General features: G+C 42.9%; 17 protein-coding genes. 14 read left to right on the forward strand and 3 right to left on the reverse strand.

Annotated features, from left to right (window positions below; genetic code table 11):
- The first annotated feature begins 281 nt into the window (after positions 1-281).
- The 13 genes from NIES592_RS22715 (at position 282) to NIES592_RS22775 (ending at position 13,193) form a co-directional block, all read left to right on the forward strand.
- Entirely contained in the window at positions 282-1,412 is a 1,131-nt protein-coding gene (locus NIES592_RS22715; protein ID WP_082720488.1) for a photosystem II q(b) protein, read from the forward strand.
- Between the two features lie 30 nt (positions 1,413-1,442).
- A complete protein-coding gene (gene psbA, locus NIES592_RS22720) occupies positions 1,443-2,528 on the forward strand; it encodes a photosystem II q(b) protein (protein ID WP_062246785.1) in 1,086 nt (361 codons plus the stop codon).
- 195 nt (positions 2,529-2,723) lie between these two features.
- Positions 2,724-3,200 carry an allophycocyanin subunit alpha-B gene (gene apcD / locus NIES592_RS22725; RefSeq protein ID WP_062246786.1) on the forward strand — a complete coding sequence of 159 codons (477 nt, stop codon included), beginning with the start codon at positions 2,724-2,726 and terminating at the stop codon, positions 3,198-3,200.
- 115 nt (positions 3,201-3,315) lie between these two features.
- On the forward strand, positions 3,316-3,801 hold the full coding sequence (apcB, locus tag NIES592_RS22730; RefSeq protein WP_009453701.1) for an allophycocyanin subunit beta: 486 nt from the start codon (positions 3,316-3,318) through the stop codon (positions 3,799-3,801).
- A gap of 103 nt (positions 3,802-3,904) precedes the next feature.
- The gene (gene apcD, locus NIES592_RS22735; protein ID WP_009453700.1) at positions 3,905-4,384 is read left to right on the forward strand and encodes an allophycocyanin subunit alpha-B; all 480 of its coding nucleotides are present in this window, start codon (positions 3,905-3,907) and stop codon (positions 4,382-4,384) included.
- An 83-nt stretch (positions 4,385-4,467) separates the two neighbouring features.
- A complete protein-coding gene (locus NIES592_RS22740) occupies positions 4,468-6,726 on the forward strand; it encodes a phycobilisome rod-core linker polypeptide (RefSeq protein ID WP_073556984.1) in 2,259 nt (752 codons plus the stop codon).
- Positions 6,727-6,851: 125 nt separating this feature from the next.
- Positions 6,852-7,373, forward strand: a complete 522-nt coding sequence (apcD, locus tag NIES592_RS22745; protein ID WP_062246792.1) for an allophycocyanin subunit alpha-B — start codon at positions 6,852-6,854, stop codon at positions 7,371-7,373.
- A gap of 31 nt (positions 7,374-7,404) precedes the next feature.
- Positions 7,405-8,466, forward strand: coding sequence for a photosystem II D2 protein (photosystem q(a) protein) (gene psbD, locus NIES592_RS22750; protein ID WP_073556985.1), 1,062 nt, complete (start codon positions 7,405-7,407; stop codon positions 8,464-8,466).
- Positions 8,467-8,540: 74 nt separating this feature from the next.
- Positions 8,541-9,965, forward strand: coding sequence for a photosystem II reaction center protein CP43 (gene psbC / locus NIES592_RS22755; RefSeq protein WP_073556986.1), 1,425 nt, complete (start codon positions 8,541-8,543; stop codon positions 9,963-9,965).
- Between the two features lie 308 nt (positions 9,966-10,273).
- Entirely contained in the window at positions 10,274-11,806 is a 1,533-nt protein-coding gene (gene psbB / locus NIES592_RS22760; RefSeq protein ID WP_062246797.1) for a photosystem II chlorophyll-binding protein CP47, read from the forward strand.
- Between the two features lie 73 nt (positions 11,807-11,879).
- Positions 11,880-12,086: a photosystem II reaction center phosphoprotein PsbH gene (gene psbH / locus NIES592_RS22765; protein WP_062246799.1), complete on the forward strand. Its 207-nt coding sequence runs from the start codon at positions 11,880-11,882 to the stop codon at positions 12,084-12,086.
- 335 nt (positions 12,087-12,421) lie between these two features.
- A complete protein-coding gene (locus tag NIES592_RS22770) occupies positions 12,422-12,901 on the forward strand; it encodes a Photosystem I reaction center subunit III (protein WP_062246801.1) in 480 nt (159 codons plus the stop codon).
- 145 nt (positions 12,902-13,046) lie between these two features.
- Positions 13,047-13,193, forward strand: a complete 147-nt coding sequence (locus NIES592_RS22775; RefSeq protein ID WP_071846743.1) for a photosystem I reaction center subunit IX — start codon at positions 13,047-13,049, stop codon at positions 13,191-13,193.
- Positions 13,194-13,257: 64 nt separating this feature from the next.
- Here NIES592_RS22775 and NIES592_RS22780 read toward each other — a convergent pair whose 3' ends face one another.
- The gene (locus tag NIES592_RS22780) at positions 13,258-14,124 is read right to left on the reverse strand and encodes a fructosamine kinase family protein (RefSeq protein ID WP_073556987.1); all 867 of its coding nucleotides are present in this window, start codon (positions 14,122-14,124) and stop codon (positions 13,258-13,260) included.
- Between the two features lie 113 nt (positions 14,125-14,237).
- Positions 14,238-15,518: a M16 family metallopeptidase gene (locus NIES592_RS22785; protein WP_073556988.1), complete on the reverse strand. Its 1,281-nt coding sequence runs from the start codon at positions 15,516-15,518 to the stop codon at positions 14,238-14,240.
- A gap of 377 nt (positions 15,519-15,895) precedes the next feature.
- Between NIES592_RS22785 and crtD the strand changes: the two genes are divergently transcribed.
- Entirely contained in the window at positions 15,896-17,404 is a 1,509-nt protein-coding gene (gene crtD, locus NIES592_RS22790; RefSeq protein WP_073556989.1) for a C-3',4' desaturase CrtD, read from the forward strand.
- A gap of 147 nt (positions 17,405-17,551) precedes the next feature.
- Here the strand turns inward: crtD and NIES592_RS22795 are convergent, their stop codons facing one another.
- Complete coding sequence (locus NIES592_RS22795) at positions 17,552-17,953, reverse strand: metal-sensing transcriptional repressor (RefSeq protein ID WP_016871855.1); 402 nt, start codon at positions 17,951-17,953, stop codon at positions 17,552-17,554.
- Positions 17,954-18,307 lie beyond the last annotated feature (354 nt).

An 18,307-nucleotide genomic window follows, 5' to 3' on the forward strand; every position in this document is an offset into this window, starting at 1 on the left:
GATTACCACATGTAGCATTACTACGTCTCTATTAAGAGTTATTATCTGGAAACTGCTCAAATTTACCTATCAATGATGATTTTGTAAATTTCTGTAAAGAAAATTAATTCCTTCATTAGTTCTTCATGTTTTTTCACTATTCTGCTTTTCATCAATCTTGAATAATATTTTCGTCGTAGCTGATGAAGGTTTGACTGCAAATATATAGCCCTGCCATCGCCTCTGGTGTGAGAGTGTGCTGCGATGGAAACTCCTGCCCATTCAATGAGGATGTATTGAGTATGAAGCTAGAGTCAGACCATGTAATTGCAACCTCAGATAGTAGCAATTACACTTCTGAGCCAACAGCAAACAAACTCTCAGAAAGACGCAAAAAAGTTAATCATTGGGAAAAATTTTGTTCATGGGTTACCAGCACAGAAAACAGACTATATGTCGGTTGGTTTGGTGTGTTGATGATTCCTTGCATCTTAACAGCAACAACTGTTTTTATCATCGCCATCATCGCTGCTCCTCCTGTAGACATGGATGGAATAGGTGCGCCCATTTCCGGTTCAATACTTTCTGGAAATAACATTATCACTGCTGCTGTTGTGCCAACATCGGCTGCAATTGGTCTGCATTTTTATCCAATTTGGGAAGCAGCTTCCATTGATGAGTGGCTTTACAATGGTGGGCCATATCAAATGATTGTGCTGCATTTTTTGATTGGCATCATCGCCTATCAGGACCGGGAATGGGAACTAAGTTACCGCTTGGGAATGCGTCCGTGGATTTCTCTAGCATTTACTGCTCCCGTCGCCGCAGCTGTCTCAGTGTTGTTAATCTACCCAGTGGGACAGGGTAGCTTATCTGCGGGAATGCCTTTAGGAATATCTGGCACATTTCACTTCATGTTGCAGTTTCAAGCAGACCACAACATCTTGATGAATCCTTTGCATCAGTTAGGAGTGATTGGAGTTTTGGGTGGTGCTTTTGCGGCTGCAATGCACGGTTCCCTAGTCACATCTACCCTAATTCGCAGTCATAATCACAGCGAATCTGAATCAATTAACAAAGGGTATAAACTTGGTCAACAACACCCAACCTATAATTTTAGGTCAGCCCAAGTTTATCTATGGCACTTGATATGGCATCGTGTCAGTTTTCCTAACTCTCGCAAATTGCACTTCTTCTTGGCAGCTTTACCAGTAGCAGGAATTTGGTCTGCGGCTTTAGGTGTAGACATTGCTGCGTTTGACTTTGACTACTTGCAATTCCATCAGCCTGAGATCAAAAGCCAAGGGCAGATTATTCACACTTGGGCAGACACAATTGATTGGGCTTCTTTAGGGATAAAAATTTTAGATGAACGCCATATTTATGACTTCCCTGAAAACTTAACAGCAGGTGAAGTAGTGCCTTGGAAGTAGGCATCTTGAATTTTCAATTTGGAATTTTTTATGACTACTATTTCCACACGACCAACGAGCCGTTTCCCAGCTTGGGACAGGTTCTGCGACTGGGTAACTAGTACCGAAAATCGCCTGTATATTGGCTGGTTCGGCGTCTTGATGATTCCTCTGTTAGGAGTTTCTATCTGCGTCTTTACGATCGCCTTTATTGCCGCTCCCCCAGTGGATATTGACGGCATCCGCGAACCAGTATCCGGTTCACTACTCTACGGCAACAATATCATTACCGCCGCCGTAGTTCCTATGTCCAACGCGATTGGACTGCACTTTTACCCCATTTGGGAAGCAGCTTCTATGGACGAATGGCTCTACAACGGCGGGCCATATCAAATGATTGGTTTCCACTACATTCCAGCCCTTGCTTGCTACATGGGGCGTGAGTGGGAATTATCATACCGTCTGGGAATGCGTCCTTGGATTGCAGTTGCCTACAGCGCTCCTCTTGCCGCTACAACTTCAGTATTCTTGATTTACCCAATTGGACAAGGCAGCTTCTCTGACGGTCTGCCTATGGGTATCAGCGGCACTTTCAATTTTATGTTTGTGTTCCAAGCGGAACATAACATTCTCATGCATCCCTTACACATGATTGGAGTCGCTGGAGTCTTGGGAGGTTCGCTGTTCTGTGCAATGCACGGTTCACTAGTGACATCAAGTCTCATCCGTGAAACCACAGAATTAGAATCGCAGAACTACGGTTATAAATTTGGTCAAGAACAAGAGACTTATAACATCGTTGCAGCCCATGGTTACTTTGGTCGACTAATTTTTCAGTACGCCAGCTTTAACAATAGCCGTTCCTTGCACTTTTTCCTCGCAGCTTGGCCAGTGATTTGTATATGGGGTACTGCTATAGGCATCAGCACAATGGCGTTTAACCTGAATGGCTTCAACTTTAATAATTCCATTCTTGATTCTCAAGGACGTGTACTCCCCAGTTGGGCTGATGTGTTGAACCGAGCAAACTTAGGCTTTGAAGTGATGCACGAACGGAATGCTCATAATTTCCCACTGGATCTTGCTGGTGGTGAAGCTGTTCCTGTCGCAATCACAGCGCCTTCCATCACTGCCTAGTCGGTTTTCAGTTGTCAGTTTGATTCCTCCCTGACAACTGAACCATTTCCTAATCGATTTGTTGTTAGTTGTTGGTTGTTGTTTGGTGTTGGTTGGTTGTTATTTGTAAGCTACTAACCACTAACCACTAACTACTAACCACTAACTACTAACCACTAACCACTAACCACTAACTAAAAAAATCAGGAGTAATTTATGAGCGTCGTCACCGAATTAATTCTCAATGCCGATAGTGAATCTCGCTATCCTGCTCCTAAAGAGCTAAGAATTTTTCAAGACTTTGTGAAAACAGGAGACCAACGAATTCGGATTGCAAAAATCTTGGCAGAAAATGAACAACTAATTGTGCAACGTGGTAGCCAAAAATTCTGGGAACGCTGTCCTAATACTCCTAGTAATAGTGGTAACGAGCGAAAAACAGCTTCCTGTCAGCGCGATCAAGGTTGGTATGTTCGCTTAGTTGCTTATTCGGTCTTGGCAGGCAGTGAGAAACCCTTAGAAGAAATAGGCACTATTGGCATTAAAGAGATGTACAACAATTTAGAGATTCCACTCAGAAATATAGTAGAAGCAATGCGCTGCATTAAAGAAGAAGCTGTATCCATGATGAGTGAGGAAGATGCTGTTGAGGTAGGCCCATATTTTGACTACATCATTAGAGCGTTGTCATAGGAAGGAGTAACAGATGAATAATGAAGTATGAAAAATAAAAAATAAATTTATACTTCATTTTTCGTCTTTTCTTAAATATCTATTACTCGAATACTCAAATTAAGGATACAGGATTATGCAAGACGCAATTACTTCTTTGATTAATTCTTCTGACGTTCAAGGAAAATACCTGGATAACAATTCTTTAGAGAAGCTACAACACTACTACCATACTGGTGATATGCGAGCGCGTGCTGCTACTACGATTAGTGCTAATGCCAAAACTATCGTTACTCAAACAGTAGCAAAATCTCTGCTTTATACAGATATCACCGCTCCTGGCGGCAATATGTATACCTGTCGTCGTTATGCTGCTTGTGTTCGAGACTTAGATTACTTTTTGCGCTATGCTACCTACGCCATGTTGGCTGGCGATCCCTCAATTTTAGACGAGCGCATTTTGAATGGTTTGAGGGAAACTTATAACTCGTTGGGTGTTCCCATTGGTGCAACTATACGAGCAGTGCAAGCAATGAAGGAAGTAACTAATAGCATGATAGGTGCTGATGCGGGTAAAGAAATGGGTGTTTATTTCGACTACATTGCTTCTGGCTTGAGCTGAAGACCAATAAATAGGGAATAGGGAAAAACGATTAATCATCAACTCCCATTCCCAATTTCCAATTCATACTTTTTTACTAGCAATTAACAATTCCCTATTACCAATGAGCATTATTATAAAATCAATTGTAAATGCCGATCGCGAAGCTCGGTATCTCAACGCTGGTGAGTTAAGTGCAATTCAAGAGTTTTATGAAAGTGGAGTTTCTCGGCTGAATCTTGCCATGACTCTAACGGAAAATGAACAAAAAATTGTAGAAAAAGCAAGTCTAAAATTTTGGGAACGCTGTCCAAATACACCTAGTAATAGTGGTAATAGAATGTATCGAAATTCGTGCTTGCGCGATCAAAGTTGGTACATTCGTTTGATTACTTATGCTGTGGTAGTGGGTGATGTAGAGCCTTTAGCAGCAATTGGTACTATTGGAGTGAAAGAAATGTACGAATCTCTAGAGATTCCCCTGCCCAATCTAGTAGAAGCAATTCGTTGCCTTAAAGAAGTATCTTTAGACTTATTTACCTTAGAAGATGCCACCGAAATAGCACCTTATTTTGACTATTTGATTCAGAGTTTGATGCCTTAATTGGTTAGTAGTTAGTAGTTAGTGGTTAGTTGCTAATACTAACAACAAACAACAAATAACAAACAACAACCAACAAATAAAAAATGAGTGCTAAAGCAAGTAGTAGTATTTCAGTTGCTCATCCACAACTATATCAAACTGTACCTATTGCAGTTATTTCACAAGCAGAACAACAAGACCGCTGTTTAAAGCGTACTGAACTTCAGGAGCTAAAGTCATTTTTTAGTTCTGGTAATAAGCGTTTAGAAATTGTAGAAACGCTAACTAAAAATGCAGATGAAATTGTATCTGTGGGGGCAAATCGGATTTTTGTTGGCGGTTTTCCCATGGATTACTTGGAAAAACCCCAAGATCCTTTAGGATTGCCAGGTTCTGGTTACTATGTAGGTGAGGATTACCTGAGTGCAGCACGAAGAAATGGTTATGTTCCGGATAAGGAACGGGTAAATTTAATACCAACGCCAAGATTTTTCAATCCTTTAAGGGGTTGGTGGGAACAAGCGCGTACCCTGTTCACTGACAGAGATCCACTCCCGGAAGGTTTCCGTTTTATCAATATTTCTCGCTATGGGCCAACAAGAATGAAACGGTCTATGCGAGACTTAGCGTGGTTTTTACGTTATATAACTTATGCCATTGTTGCTGGTGATACTAGTATTTTGTCAGCTAATGCCAGAGGCTTGCGCGGCATCATTCCAGAAGATGTAACAGATGCTACTGTCGTTGCTCTTAAAGAAATGCAACGTCAATCCCTAAATTACTTTGCAAATGATGCTGAGGCACAGGAAATTATCAAACATAATTTTCAAGTATTAATATCGGAATACCTTGTTGAAAAACCTCCGGCCCAACTAAGAATAGGGGTTTCCGACGAGCAACAGGGTTTAGTATTGCCTCAAAGTTATGCGATCGCCTCCCAGACGCGACTCAAATATGTAATGAAATCCGTCTTACCAGAGACAGAAAAGCAAGGAGTCATAAAAGCTGCCTATCGGCAAGTCTTTGAGCGCGATGTGACTGCTACCTATGGTTTCCCTGTAGATGAATTGGAGTCCCAAGTCAAGGGTGGACAAATTTCCATGAAGGAATTTGTTCGTCGTTTAGGTAAATCTCGCCTCTACCGCAGACTTTTCTGGGAGCCGTACACCATCAGTCGCGTGATTGAATTGGCAATGCGTCACTTTTTGGGACGGGGATTGAGTTCTCTAGAAGAGTTCCAAGAATACTTTGCTGTAGTTACCAAAGGTGGTTTACCTAAGCTAGTTGACACTTTGGTAGATTCCCAAGAATACGCTGACTACTTTGGCGAGGAAACAGTACCATATCTGCGTGGCTTGGGACAAGAAGCTCAAGAGTGCCGTAATTGGGGGCCACAAATAGATTTGTTTAAATACAGCACTGTTGTTCACAAAGTACCCCAGTTTGTCACCCTGTTTGGCAAATACACCAAACCATTACCCAATCAGCATCCTTACGGTTCTGGTAACGACCCCCTCGAAATTCAATTTGGTGCAATTTTCCCTGTAGATACTTTACCCGCAATCACTCTCCACAGTCCTGCACCCTTTGGTAAAGATAACCGCCGCATTCTGATTAGCTCCAATGGCTTGGGACAAGTTCCAGGCACTTTGGCAAAGGTAATCAAGTTAGATCATCCAGAGAAGTTACACACAACATCTCCAGTAAATGGAAAACAAGCACCATCCAACGTCAGCCTCGCGAAAAATTCCCCATCCACAGTAATTCAAGTGGCTTATCGACAAGTATTTGGACGTGATGTCTTTGAAGGTCAGCGTATAACAGTTGCAGAATCAGCACTCCTAAGTGGTGCAATTACCATGCGGGAGTTTATCCGCCAATTAGCCAAATCTAAATTATTCCGCAGAATGTTTTGGGAACCACTATACATAACTAAGGCGATTGAATACATCCATCGGCGCTTGTTGGGCCGTCCTACCTACGGGCGACAAGAAATGAATCATTACTACGACATCTCTGCAAATCAAGGCTTTTACACACTGATTGATGAAATCATCGATAGCCCAGAATATATGCAAACTTTTGGAGAAGATACAGTTCCTTATGAACGCTATGTTACACCCAGAGGTTTTGCAATGCGATCGCCAAAATCATCTTACGCCGTAAATCTATCGGCAAAATCTTTGCTGTCATCCCCATCACAATTAGACAGGTTTGTTCCCAACCACCGCAACGGACAAACGCAAACTTTGCCAGAGTTGGTAAATGAGTGTGAGACTAACCTCCAAGAACAAAAGTTGGAACCAGAACTAACTCCAGTGATTGAGTCTGAAAACGAACAAAGCTATATCAATCCAGTCTGATTGCGAAAAATTTGGTTTTCTTGGTGTCTTTGTGTCTTGGTGGTGAAAAATCTTTTTTTGAAACACAAAGACACAAAGACACAAAGAGCTAATCCTAATTGCCAAATCCAAAATCCAAAATTGATATGAGTCTTGTAAAGCAGGTAATTGAGAACGCTGATGAACAGATGCGCTATCCTACCCCCGGAGAAATCCGCATGATTCAAAATTTTTGCCATTCGGGGGACAAACGGATTCGCATTGCTACAACTTTGGCGAGTAACCAAAATCGGCTTGTAGAAAGAGCTAGCCAGAAGTTCTGGAAGCGGTGTCCAGTGACACCCAGTAATAGCGGCAATATGAGGAAAACAGCTTCCTGTCAACGCGATCAAGGTTGGTATATCCGTTTAGTTGCCTATTGTGTTTTGGCAGGAAATGAGCAGCCGTTGACGGAAATTGGCACAGTGGGAATGCAACAAATGTATCAATCTTTAGGAATTCCGCTCTCTAATTGGGTTGAGGCGGTGCGTTGTATTAAGGAAGAAGCTCAAGCACTGCTTGGTGATGAAGATGCTGCGGAAGTCACTTCTTATTTCGACTACATTATTCAAGCTCTTTCCTTTCCAGGTGCTCCTTATTTTATGAATGATGGTCGGTCGGATTGGTGAACAAAGTTTTTTAGCAAAAGGATAAGTGATTATGACCATTGCAATTAGACCCTCACGGACAAGGGGGTTTGAATGGTTTTATGTCCTCGATGACTGGCTGAAACGCGATCGCTTTGTGTTTATTGGTTGGTCGGGTTTGTTACTCTTTCCCTGTGCTTACCTGGCGATTGGGGGTTGGTTTACTGGTACGACTTTCGTTACTTCTTGGTATACTCACGGGATTGTGAGTTCTTATTTGGAAGGCTGTAATTTCCTGACTGCGGCTGTTTCCACTCCTGCTGATAGCATGGGACATTCCTTGCTGTTTTTGTGGGGACCAGAGGCGCAGGGAGATTTTACCCGCTGGTGTCAAATTGGTGGTTTGTGGAATTTTGTTGCTTTGCATGGTGTCTTTGGTTTAATCGGCTTCATGCTGCGCCAATTTGAGATTGCTCGTGCAGTTGGCGTTCGACCCTACAATGCGATCGCTTTTTCTGCTCCTATTTCTGTATTTGTTTCTGTCTTTCTCATTTATCCATTAGGACAATCTTCCTGGTTTTTTGCGCCCTCGTTTGGGGTCGCTGCCATTTTCCGTTTCTTACTATTTTTCCAAGCTTTCCACAACTATACGCTGAACCCGTTTCACATGATGGGAGTCGCTGGTGTATTGGGAGGTGCGCTGTTGTGTGCTATTCATGGTGCAACAGTGGAAAACACCTTGTTTAGAGACACCAAAAGCTTTAACACTTTTGGGGGATTTTCTCCCACTCAAGCAGAAGAAACCTATTCGTTTGTGACTGCAAACCGCTATTGGTCACAGATTTTTGGAATTGCTTTTTCTAACAAGCGATGGTTGCATTTCTTTATGTTGTTTGTGCCAGTTACAGGCTTGTGGATGAGTTCTATTGGCATGGTTGGTTTAGCTTTTAACCTGCGGGCTTATGACTTTGTATCTCAGGAAATCCGCGCAGCCGAAGATCCAGAATTTGAAACTTTCTATACCAAAAATATCCTGTTGAACGAGGGAGCTAGAGCGTGGATGGCGGCTCAAGACCAGCCCCATGAAAAATTTCAATTCCCTGAAGAGGTACTGCCCCGTGGTAATGCTGAATGAGGGAACCAGAGCCTGGATGGCGACTCAAGACTAGCCCCATGAAAAGTTTGAATTCCCTGAAGAGGTAATGTTCTGTGGAAACGCCCTTTGATTCTAAAGTTTCAAAACCAAAAGACGAAGTTCAAAAACCTGCTTATATTGTTAATTCACCAAGTGAAGGTCGTGATGAAGCCTCCACTGGATATGCTTGGTGGGCTGGTAACGCTCGTTTTATTAACCAATCTGGTCGGTTTTTAGGTGCTCATGTTGCCCATGCAGGGCTGATTGCTTTTTGGGCAGGGGCGATGCTGCTGTTTGAAGTCGCTCACTATGTCCCGGAAAAACCGATGTATGACCAAGGTCTGATCTTAATGCCTCACATTGCCGCCCTTGGTTTTGGTGTGGGGCCAGGAGGTCAGGTAGTAGATATCTTTCCATTTTTTGCGATCGCTGTATTTCACCTGATTGGCTCTGCTGTTTTGGGTTTTGGTGGCATCTATCACTCCCTCAAAGGCCCGCAAAAGCTTCCTGGTTTCTTCAATTTCGATTGGAGTGATAAAGATAAAGTCACTAGCATTTTGGGATATCATCTGATTGCTCTGGGCGTCGCCGCCTTCTTACTTGTCGGTAAGGCGATGCTGTGGGGGGGGTTGTATGACACCTGGGCACCTGGAGGTGGTGCTGTACGCCTTGTTACCAATCCTACTCTTGACCCCAGAATCATCTTTGGTTATCTGTTCAAAGGTTTTACAGGTGGCGCAGGTAATATTGCTAGTGTTGACAACCTAGAGGATTTAGTCGGCGGTCATATTTGGATCGGTTCGCTGCTGATCCTTGGTGGTATTTGGCACATTGTTACCAAGCCTTTTAAGTGGACTCACAAAGCCTTTATTTGGTCGGGTGAAGCTTACCTTTCGCAAAGTTTGGGTAATGTAGCCGGGCAAGCATTTATTGCCACGATGTTCATCTGGTTTAACAATACTGCCTATCCCAGCGAATTTTATGGGCCGACAGTTGCTGAATCTTCCAATGCTCAGGCGCTAGTATTTCTCGTGCGTGACCAAAATTTAGGAGCAAATGTCGCTTCAGCGCAAGGACCAACAGGTCTGGGGAAATATTTGATGCGATCGCCAACCGGAGAAATTATCTTTGGTGGGGAAACCATGCGGTTTTGGGATGTCAAAGCCCCCTGGCTAGAACCTCTGCGTGGCCCCAATGGTCTAGATATTGACAAACTTCAGCATGATGTCCAGCCTTGGCAAATTCGCCGTGCTTCTGAGTACATGACCCATGCACCTATAGGTTCCCTGAATTCTGTCGGCGGCTTAGCAACTGAACTCAACTCCTTTAACTTTGTTGGGCCTCGTGCCTGGCTGGCTTCTGCACATTTTGTCTTTGCTCTGCTTTTCTTAGTTGGTCATCTCTGGCATGCCGGTCGCGCCAGAGCCGCGGCCGCAGGCTTTGAAAGGGGTATAGACCGAGAAGATGAGCCAGTTCTATCCATGCCTCCATTAGATTAGTTGGCGATCAGGGATCGGGAATAGGGAATTACTTAATCCTTAAACTCTCCCTTCTCTTCCCATTTCCCAATCCCCTATCACTAATCCCCAATCTCCCCACTCCCCATTAGGACTATGCAGTATTTGCTCAAAAATCAAATGATTGACTCCGTGGTTCACATAACTTTGTTGATGTTTTTTTGTGTAATTTTGTCTTTTTTGAAAAAATTTTTCCCTGATTCAGCATCAGGTACATACCTACGACTTTTGTTCTAAATAAGAGATTGAATTCTCTTAACTCTTGACTTTTGACTAAGGAAGCACAATCAATGGGATTACCTTGGTATAGAGTTCACACAGTGGTCTTAAATGACCCAGGACGACTTATTGCTGTACACCTGATGCACAATGCCCTTTGTGCAGGCTTTGCTGGTTCGATGCTTTTGTTTGAACTAGCTTTGTACGATCCTAGCGATCCAGTACTCAATCCCATGTGGCGGCAGGGATGTTTTTTAATGCCGTTTGTAGCACGCTTGGGAGTGACAAATTCTTGGCAAGGCTGGAGTATTACAGGTGAAACCTTCGCAGATCCTGGTTTTTGGACGTTTGAAACTGTAGCCATAGCTCACATTGTCTTTTCGGGTCTTGAGTTCTTGGCTGCTTGCTGGCACTGGTTTTACTGGGATCTCGCCACATTCTTCGACTCCAAAACGGGCGAACCAACTTTAGATTTGCCCAAAATTTTTGGCATTCACCTATTCTTAGCTGGTTTACTCTGCTTTGGATTTGGTGCTTTTCATCTCACCGGTATTTTTGGCCCGGGTATGTGGGTTTCTGACCCATACGGGCTAACTGGTCATGTTCAAGGAGTTGCACCAGTATGGGGACCAGAGGGTTTTAATCCCCAAAATCCTGGTGGAGTTGTTGCTCACCATATTGCAGCGGGTATTGTAGGAATTATTGGCGGACTTTTCCATATAGTTGTTCGACCCCCCGAGGTACTGTACAGGGGGCTAAGGATGGGAAATATTGAAACCGTCCTTGCCAGTGCGCTGGCCACTTTCTTTTTTGCAGGTTTTGTGGCTGCTGGTAGTATGTGGTATGGTACTGCCACCACACCTATTGAACTGTGGGGACCGACTCGTTATCAGTGGGATCAAAGCTACTTTAAAAAAGAGATTGATAGGCGGGTGCAAGCGGGTTTAGACGAGGGTAAAACTCTCTCACAATCTTGGTCAGCTATTCCAGAGAAATTAGCTTTCTACGACTATATTGGCAATAATCCTGCCAAGGGTGGTTTATTCCGAGTGGGTCGAATGGTCGATGGAGATGGAGTTGCTCAAAGCTGGCTTGGTCATCCAGTATTCAAAGACCGTGAAGGACGGGAATTGACAGTTCGTCGAATGCCTACTTTCTTTGAAACCTTCCCAGTAGTTCTGACTGACAAAGATGGTGTAGTGCGTGCAGATATTCCCTTCCAGCGAGCAGAGGCAAAATACAGCTTTGAGCAAACTGGCGTTAATGTCAGCTTCTTTGGCGGGATACTTGATGGTCAAACGTTTACAGACCCTATGACGGTCAAGAAGTACGCACGTCAAGCCCAACTGGGTGAACCTTTTAAATTTGACCGCACAATCCACAATTCCGATGGAGTTTTCCGAACTAGTAACCGGGGCTTTTTTGCCTTTTTCCACACTTGCTTTGCTTTGGTGTGGTTTTTCGGACACATCTGGCATGGTTCTCGTACCATCTACCGGGATGTATTTGCTGGCATTGACCCAGAACTTGATGAACAGGTAGAGTTTGGTGTTTTCCAGAAAGTGGGAGACACAACCACACGTAAGAAGCAACCAGTTATCTAAAACACCAGTAAAGACGCGCCATGGCGCGTCTCTACAAATTACCAAATACCATCAACAATAGTCGGAGGAATCCATGCAATCACAAAAGTTTCAACCCAAAAAAGTCGCACCTGTACAATATCTACTCAAACAATTAAATACTGAGGCAGGTAAAGTTACCTCTGGTTGGGGTACTACACCACTAATGGCTGCTTTGATGCTGTTGTTGTTTATTTTCTTATTAATGATTTTAGAGATTGTCAATTCCTCAATTTTGCTTGAAGGAATCAATATGAGTTGAACAAGCTTGCGAAACTAATCTATAGGTGGGGAGGTTGGGGAATAAGGAAATTAGGAATTAGGAGTTAGGAGTTAACAACCAACACCCAACAAACAACTACTAACCAATAAACTGAGGTATTTAAATGCAACACATTTATTTAGCATATGGTGAGGGACAATTTGCCTCAACTGCAACCGGAGTTTTCTTTGGTTTGATAACAGCTGTATCTTTTTGCGCTCTCTTGATAATTTATGCAGCCAACACTTATCCAGCAGATAGAAGGTAATGTCTAAATATCAAAAAAACAACAACTACTAACCACTAACTAATAACAACCAACAATCAACAAAATTATGAAAAGAATATTTGCTCTGATTCTCGCAATTTTTATTTGGTTTAGCGCTGTTTCTACTGCATTGGCAGAAAATACCACATTGGTTCCTTGTTATAAATCACCTGCATTTGTAGAAAGGATGAAAAATGCTCCTGACAGTTATTACACTACAATGCCATTAAAAGCTTATTCGCAGTTACTTTGTGGTGAGGATGGTCTACCTCGGATTGCTCTTGACCGCCTTAGTCTTGCTGTTGATGTAGCAATTCCGATCGCCATATTTCTGTATACTGCTGGTTTTATTGGCTGGAGTGGTCGGTCTTACCTACAGGCAATTAAAAAACAAAATAAAGCAGAAGAAAAAGAAGTGTTTATTGATGTACCTTTATTCATCAGTTGTATGGTGATGGCTTTATTTTGGCCTCTGGCAGCAATTAAAGAATTACTAGCTGGTGAATTAGTTGCCAAGGATGAAGAAATTCCTATTTCAATTCGCTGAAATAATATTGAGAGGTTATCTGAAAAGTTTTTGCCAATATACCAAGTGATTGAGGCAAGATAATTCGTATTTGAACAGCTACCCTCTCAATAATCCAAATAAAAATACAAGTTCAACAAATTTGATTTAGGTTGGAGAAATCATCATGGAAGCACGTTATTTGCTAAGATATCTTTCCACTGCTCCTATAGTTGCTACACTAACATTGGTTACTATTTCTGTAATTATGATTGTATTGAATTATCTGTTTCCTGGTTTGCAATACGGTACTTTTTTCCATTCTTTGCCGTAATATCAAAGAAGCTTGAATGCGATCGCCGCAGGATTGTGTACAAAGGAAAAATAGCCTCCTGCCTTCATGAATGTAAAACCCTTGCAATCATACTGTTTGCTTGCGACTCATATCCGCCCCCAAACAAATTAAAGTGATTAAGGATGTGATACAAGTTATACAAAGTCTTCCTGCGTTCATATCCTGGTTCTAGGGGAAACACTTGGTTATAACCATGATAAAATGCCGCCGGAAAACCGCCAAAAAGTTCGGTCATGGCAATATCTACTTCTCTATCCCCAAAATATGTTGCTGGATCGAAAATAACTGGTTCTCCTTTGACAGTACATCCAGCGTTACCCCCCCACAAATCACCGTGTACTAGGGAAGGTTGGGGAGCGTGGTCTGCTAATATTTCGGGAATAGCTGCTAGTAAATCTTCAGCTTGCGAAAATCTACCACCCCGTCGCCTTGCTAATTGAAACTGATAACCCAGGCGACGCTTACTAAAAAAATCTGCCCAATTAGATGTCCAAGTATTAATTTGGGGCGTAGAACCAATAGTATTATTCATGTCCCAGCCAAAACCATTCACTGTAGTGGCTTTGTGCATCGCCGCTAACTTACGCCCCATTTCTTCCCAAGTTTTGGCATTACCTGAACCCATTTCCAACCATTCCAAAACCAAGTAGCAAGAATTATCAACTGTTCCACTACAGATTGGTTTGGGAACGCGGATAGTGCCTGTATTGTATATTTGTTCTAAACCCAGGGCTTCCGCTTCAAACATGGTAACTTGGGATGCTTGATTAAGCTTAACAAAATAGGTAAGCTTGCCATCCGATATGGCATAACCTTGGTTGATGCACCCGCCACCAACTGAACGTCGTTGTGTAGAGTGAAAATTTTCACCAGTGATTTGGGTAATATGGGCGTCGATTTCAGTCCACATGGTTTTGATGGGGAGATGGGGAGTGTGAGGAGTGTGTAGACGCGCTTTGCGCGGCTTCCCGTAAGGGTAGAGTGTGAGGAGTGGAGAAATAACCACTAACCACTAACTACTAACTAAACTGGTTTCATTACTACTACACCGTACGCGTTGGGGGTAAGATACTTTTGGGCAGCTTGCATTAACTTGGTTGCGTCCTGTCCTTGGATATGGCTGGGGTAGTCAAAGGCTGGTTCTAAATCGCCTATTAGTGTTTGATAATAACCATATAAACCTGCGCGATCGCTTGGTGTCTCGTTGCCAAAAATAAATCTATTCGCTACTCGTTTCTGCACACGGGCAATTTCTGATTCTTGCACGAACTCAGTTTGTAAGGTTCTAATATGTTGAGCAATCGCTTCTTCTACTAACCCCAAATTTTCTACTGGACAGTGAGCAGAAATATAAAATGTCCCCTGCAACTTATGAGTCATGTTACTCACAGAAATATGGGAAGCAAGTCCACGTTCTTCACGTAACTCTCGGACTAATCTGGATGTACGTCCATGTCCGAGAATTGCTCCCAAAACATCCAAAGCATAGGTTTCATCAAGTTTGTCTAAGCCTGGAACTCGCCAAACCATTACCAGTCGTGCTTGTTGTAAGCTTTCATCAGTAAATTCTTGTCGGACAATTTCACTAAATGGGAGTTCACAAGCAAATTTTGGTGGTTGTTTGTTGATTGTTGATTGGTGATTGTGAGATTTGCTAAAGCCTTCTGCAATAATTTCAATTAATTCTTCTACTGCTAAATTACCCACAGCGACAGCAGTTATAGACGGTGGTTGATACCAACTAGCGTGAAAATCTCGCATTTGTTGGGGTTTGAGGTGAGAGATTACCTCTTCTGCTCCCAATACCGGACGTCGATAAGGAAGTTGTGCAAAAGCCATCTCCATCGCCCTTTTGTAGGTGCGGCGACGGGGATTATCTTCGGAACGTCTTATTTCTTCTAAAACTACCAACCTTTCCCGTTCAAAGGCATCATCAGGAATACTTGCATTAGCTACTACATCAATTTGCAGAGGCGCGAGATCAGCAAAATCCTTCGGAGCAGTAGTTATATAATAGTGGGTATAATCCTGGCTAGTAGCGGCATTGGTAACAGCACCCCGCTCTTCAATTCTACGTTCAAACTCACCGCTGATTAGTTGCTCAGTTCCTTTAAAAATCATATGCTCTAAAAAGTGAGCCATGCCATTAATCGCATCTGCTTCTACAGCTGAGCCGACGTTAATCCACAAACTCAAGTTAACTGCATCTATCGGCATTTGCTCCGCTATGATCGTTAAACCATTCGGTAATCGATGAAGCTTTGGTGCATTCAGACGAGGAAATTTTACCAGGGTTGAGGTCATGGGTAGTTGTAAGTGAGCAGTTACCTCTATCTTACATAGCACTTAAATGAGAATTGCAGCGATCGCTTAATTACAAGAAATTTACTGAGTGATTGCTGTATCTGCGACAGGTATTGGTTTTTTTCTTGGTGTCTTGGTGTCTTTGTGGTTTATTTTCACCACCAAGACACCAAGACACGAAGGTAGATATTAAAAATGCACCTCACCCTGTTAACAGAGGGGCTGTTCTTGTGAGGTGTTGTACTTAATCGAGTTGAAAATCACCGTATATGGATATGAGAAGCTTGCTCAGTATTGGCTAAAGTTACATTGTTTCTTTATATTAAGTATTTTGTAAAATATAATTAAGAGTATTAATAATTATCTGATAAATATCAATGCCAAATCATCGTGGTGGCAAAACTAAATCTCGTGTCATCATTATTGGTGCAGGAATTGGTGGACTCACTGCTGGGGCATTATTGGCTCGTAGAGGTTATAGTGTCCTCATTCTAGATCAAGCCCTAGTGCCTGGTGGTTGTGCTTCTACATTTAAACGCAAAGGTTTTACTTTTGATGTCGGTGCAACCCAAGTCGCGGGTTTGGAACCAGGAGGAATTCACTACCGCATTTTTTCAGAATTAGAAGTTGATTTACCGCCTGCAACGCCTTGTGATCCTGCATGTGCGGTATTTTTGCCAGGAGAAAATACACCCATCAATGTTTGGCGTGATCCTCAGAAATGGCAAGAGGAACGCCAGCGACAGTTCCCTGGTAGCGAACCTTTTTGGCAATTGATTGCAGAGTTGTTTCAAGCCAGTTGGAAATTTCAAGGGCGTGATCCGGTACTACCGCCGCGTAACCTTTGGGATCTATGGCAGCTAACCAAGGCGGTGCGTCCGAGTACTTTAATTACTGTACCTTATACGTTGTTTACGGTAGGGGATGCGTTGCGTGCCTACAAGTTGGCAGATGATCAGCGTTTACGAACGTTTTTAGATTTGCAACTGAAACTATACTCTCAGGTAGATGCAGAAGAAACAGCGCTATTGTACGCCGCAACAGCGTTGAGTGTATCTCAGGAACCACAAGGCTTGTTTCATCTCCAAGGTAGTATGCAGGTGTTGAGCGATCGCCTAGTTTCTGCTTTGGAACGAGATGGTGGTCAATTATTAATGCGCCACACTGTTGAACAAATCAAAGTAGCCCAAGGTAAAGCTAAGGCTGTAGTGATTCGCAATCAAAAAACTGGGGAAACCTGGACAGAATCAGCCGACCATATCATTGCTAATGTTACAGTCCAAAATTTGGTGAAATTGCTAGGTGAAAAGGCTCCCTCTGGGTATAAAAAACGTGTGGCAAAATTGCCATCTGCATCAGGTGCGTTTGTAGTTTATCTAGGCGTGGATGCAAGCGCTATTCCCGTTGATTGTCCCCCCCACCTGCAATTTATGTACGATGCCAATGGCCCTATTGGCGAAAATAATTCTCTATTTGTGTCTGTGAGTCATCCCGGTGATGGTCGTGCTACTACAGGTAAAGCTACAATTATTGCCTCTTCCTTCGTAGATCCTGAACCTTGGTGGCAGACAGAAGACTACGAAGGATTGAAACAAAAGTATACAGAAGACGCGATCGCTCGTCTGGCACAATATTTTTATCTAAAACCAGAAACCATTATTCATGTAGAAGCTGCCACGCCCCGTACCTTTGCTCATTACACCGCTCGCGATCGCGGTATTGTTGGTGGAATTGGTCAAAGGATAGCGACATTTGGTCCCTTTGGATTTGCCAATCGTACACCCATAGATCATCTCTGGTTAGTTGGTGACTCTACCCACCCCGGCGAAGGTACAGCAGGCGTGAGTTATTCTGCACTAACAGTAGTTAGGCAAATAGATGGGTAATTGGTAATTGGTAATTGGTAATTGGTAATTGGTAATTGGTAATTTGTCACTATTTATTCTCCTCACACTCCACCCTACGGGAAGCCGCGCAAAGCGCGTCTACACACTCCCCCCACTCCTCTCACTCCCCCTACTTCCCCAATCCCCTCAAGGCAAAAACCGATCTAAAGCTGCTTTGAGTTGCTCAATTTCTACATCAATATTGCCCTCTTCTGCTGCTCTGGCAATACACTCAGTTAAATGTTCATCCAAAACAATGCGTGCTACTTTATCCAGCGCACCTCTAACTGCGGCAATTTGCAACAACACATCAGGACAAGGGCTATTTTGCTGTACCATTGTCTTGATTCCGCGAATATGTCCTTCTATACGTGATAATCGATTTACCAATCGGCGCAAAGACTCTTCGCTATGAATGTGAGGATGAGGCGACTGTTCATGGTTATGAGTCTTGTGTGTGTGAACGTGGTCTGTTTCTTCCAAGAGTACATCTTCATCTTGCTCAAAACTAGGCAAAGATGATTTAGCTAATCGCTTTGATCCATTCATTGGCTGCTGTTTGGAGTTTTAGGAATACATAAGATCCTAACTTAGACAGGGATAGTAGTGGGGAGTGTGGGGAGTGTCAGGAGTGTGGGGAGTAGAAATATTTTCTTTATCCCTTTTATCTACCTTGTCTTCAACAAAGCTCTCATGCTTCCAAAGGGAGCAATGGGTTCATTTGAGTCCTATTGTACTTTGTGATTTTAAGTAAAGCGTATATTATATCTTTGAATTAACAGCAATTGCCAAGAAAGAATCATCCTAATTCCCGAATATTGCGAGTGTAAGTTTCCAGAATGGCTTGTCACCTACAAATTCAAATAAATTGATCTATAAATGGGTCATAATAATCTCCAAGTG

The sequence above is a fragment of the Fischerella major NIES-592 genome (assembly GCF_001904645.1).
In the GTDB taxonomy this organism is placed as follows: Bacteria; Cyanobacteriota; Cyanobacteriia; order Cyanobacteriales; family Nostocaceae; genus Fischerella; species Fischerella thermalis.

What these genes read in the sequence shown, in the direction of transcription:
- NIES592_RS22715 (WP_082720488.1), top strand. Translation starts at nt 282, where the DNA reads ATGAAGCTAGAGTCAGACCATGTAATTGCAACCTCAGATAGTAGCAAT.
- psbA (WP_062246785.1), top strand. Translation starts at nt 1,443, where the DNA reads ATGACTACTATTTCCACACGACCAACGAGCCGTTTCCCAGCTTGGGAC.
- apcD (WP_062246786.1), top strand. Translation starts at nt 2,724, where the DNA reads ATGAGCGTCGTCACCGAATTAATTCTCAATGCCGATAGTGAATCTCGC.
- apcB (WP_009453701.1), top strand. Translation starts at nt 3,316, where the DNA reads ATGCAAGACGCAATTACTTCTTTGATTAATTCTTCTGACGTTCAAGGA.
- apcD (WP_009453700.1), top strand. Translation starts at nt 3,905, where the DNA reads ATGAGCATTATTATAAAATCAATTGTAAATGCCGATCGCGAAGCTCGG.
- NIES592_RS22740 (WP_073556984.1), top strand. Translation starts at nt 4,468, where the DNA reads ATGAGTGCTAAAGCAAGTAGTAGTATTTCAGTTGCTCATCCACAACTA.
- apcD (WP_062246792.1), top strand. Translation starts at nt 6,852, where the DNA reads ATGAGTCTTGTAAAGCAGGTAATTGAGAACGCTGATGAACAGATGCGC.
- psbD (WP_073556985.1), top strand. Translation starts at nt 7,405, where the DNA reads ATGACCATTGCAATTAGACCCTCACGGACAAGGGGGTTTGAATGGTTT.
- psbB (WP_062246797.1), top strand. Translation starts at nt 10,274, where the DNA reads ATGGGATTACCTTGGTATAGAGTTCACACAGTGGTCTTAAATGACCCA.
- psbH (WP_062246799.1), top strand. Translation starts at nt 11,880, where the DNA reads ATGCAATCACAAAAGTTTCAACCCAAAAAAGTCGCACCTGTACAATAT.
- NIES592_RS22770 (WP_062246801.1), top strand. Translation starts at nt 12,422, where the DNA reads ATGAAAAGAATATTTGCTCTGATTCTCGCAATTTTTATTTGGTTTAGC.
- NIES592_RS22775 (WP_071846743.1), top strand. Translation starts at nt 13,047, where the DNA reads ATGGAAGCACGTTATTTGCTAAGATATCTTTCCACTGCTCCTATAGTT.
- NIES592_RS22780 (WP_073556987.1), bottom strand. Translation starts at nt 14,124, where the DNA reads ATGTGGACTGAAATCGACGCCCATATTACCCAAATCACTGGTGAAAAT.
- NIES592_RS22785 (WP_073556988.1), bottom strand. Translation starts at nt 15,518, where the DNA reads ATGACCTCAACCCTGGTAAAATTTCCTCGTCTGAATGCACCAAAGCTT.
- crtD (WP_073556989.1), top strand. Translation starts at nt 15,896, where the DNA reads ATGCCAAATCATCGTGGTGGCAAAACTAAATCTCGTGTCATCATTATT.
- NIES592_RS22795 (WP_016871855.1), bottom strand. Translation starts at nt 17,953, where the DNA reads ATGAATGGATCAAAGCGATTAGCTAAATCATCTTTGCCTAGTTTTGAG.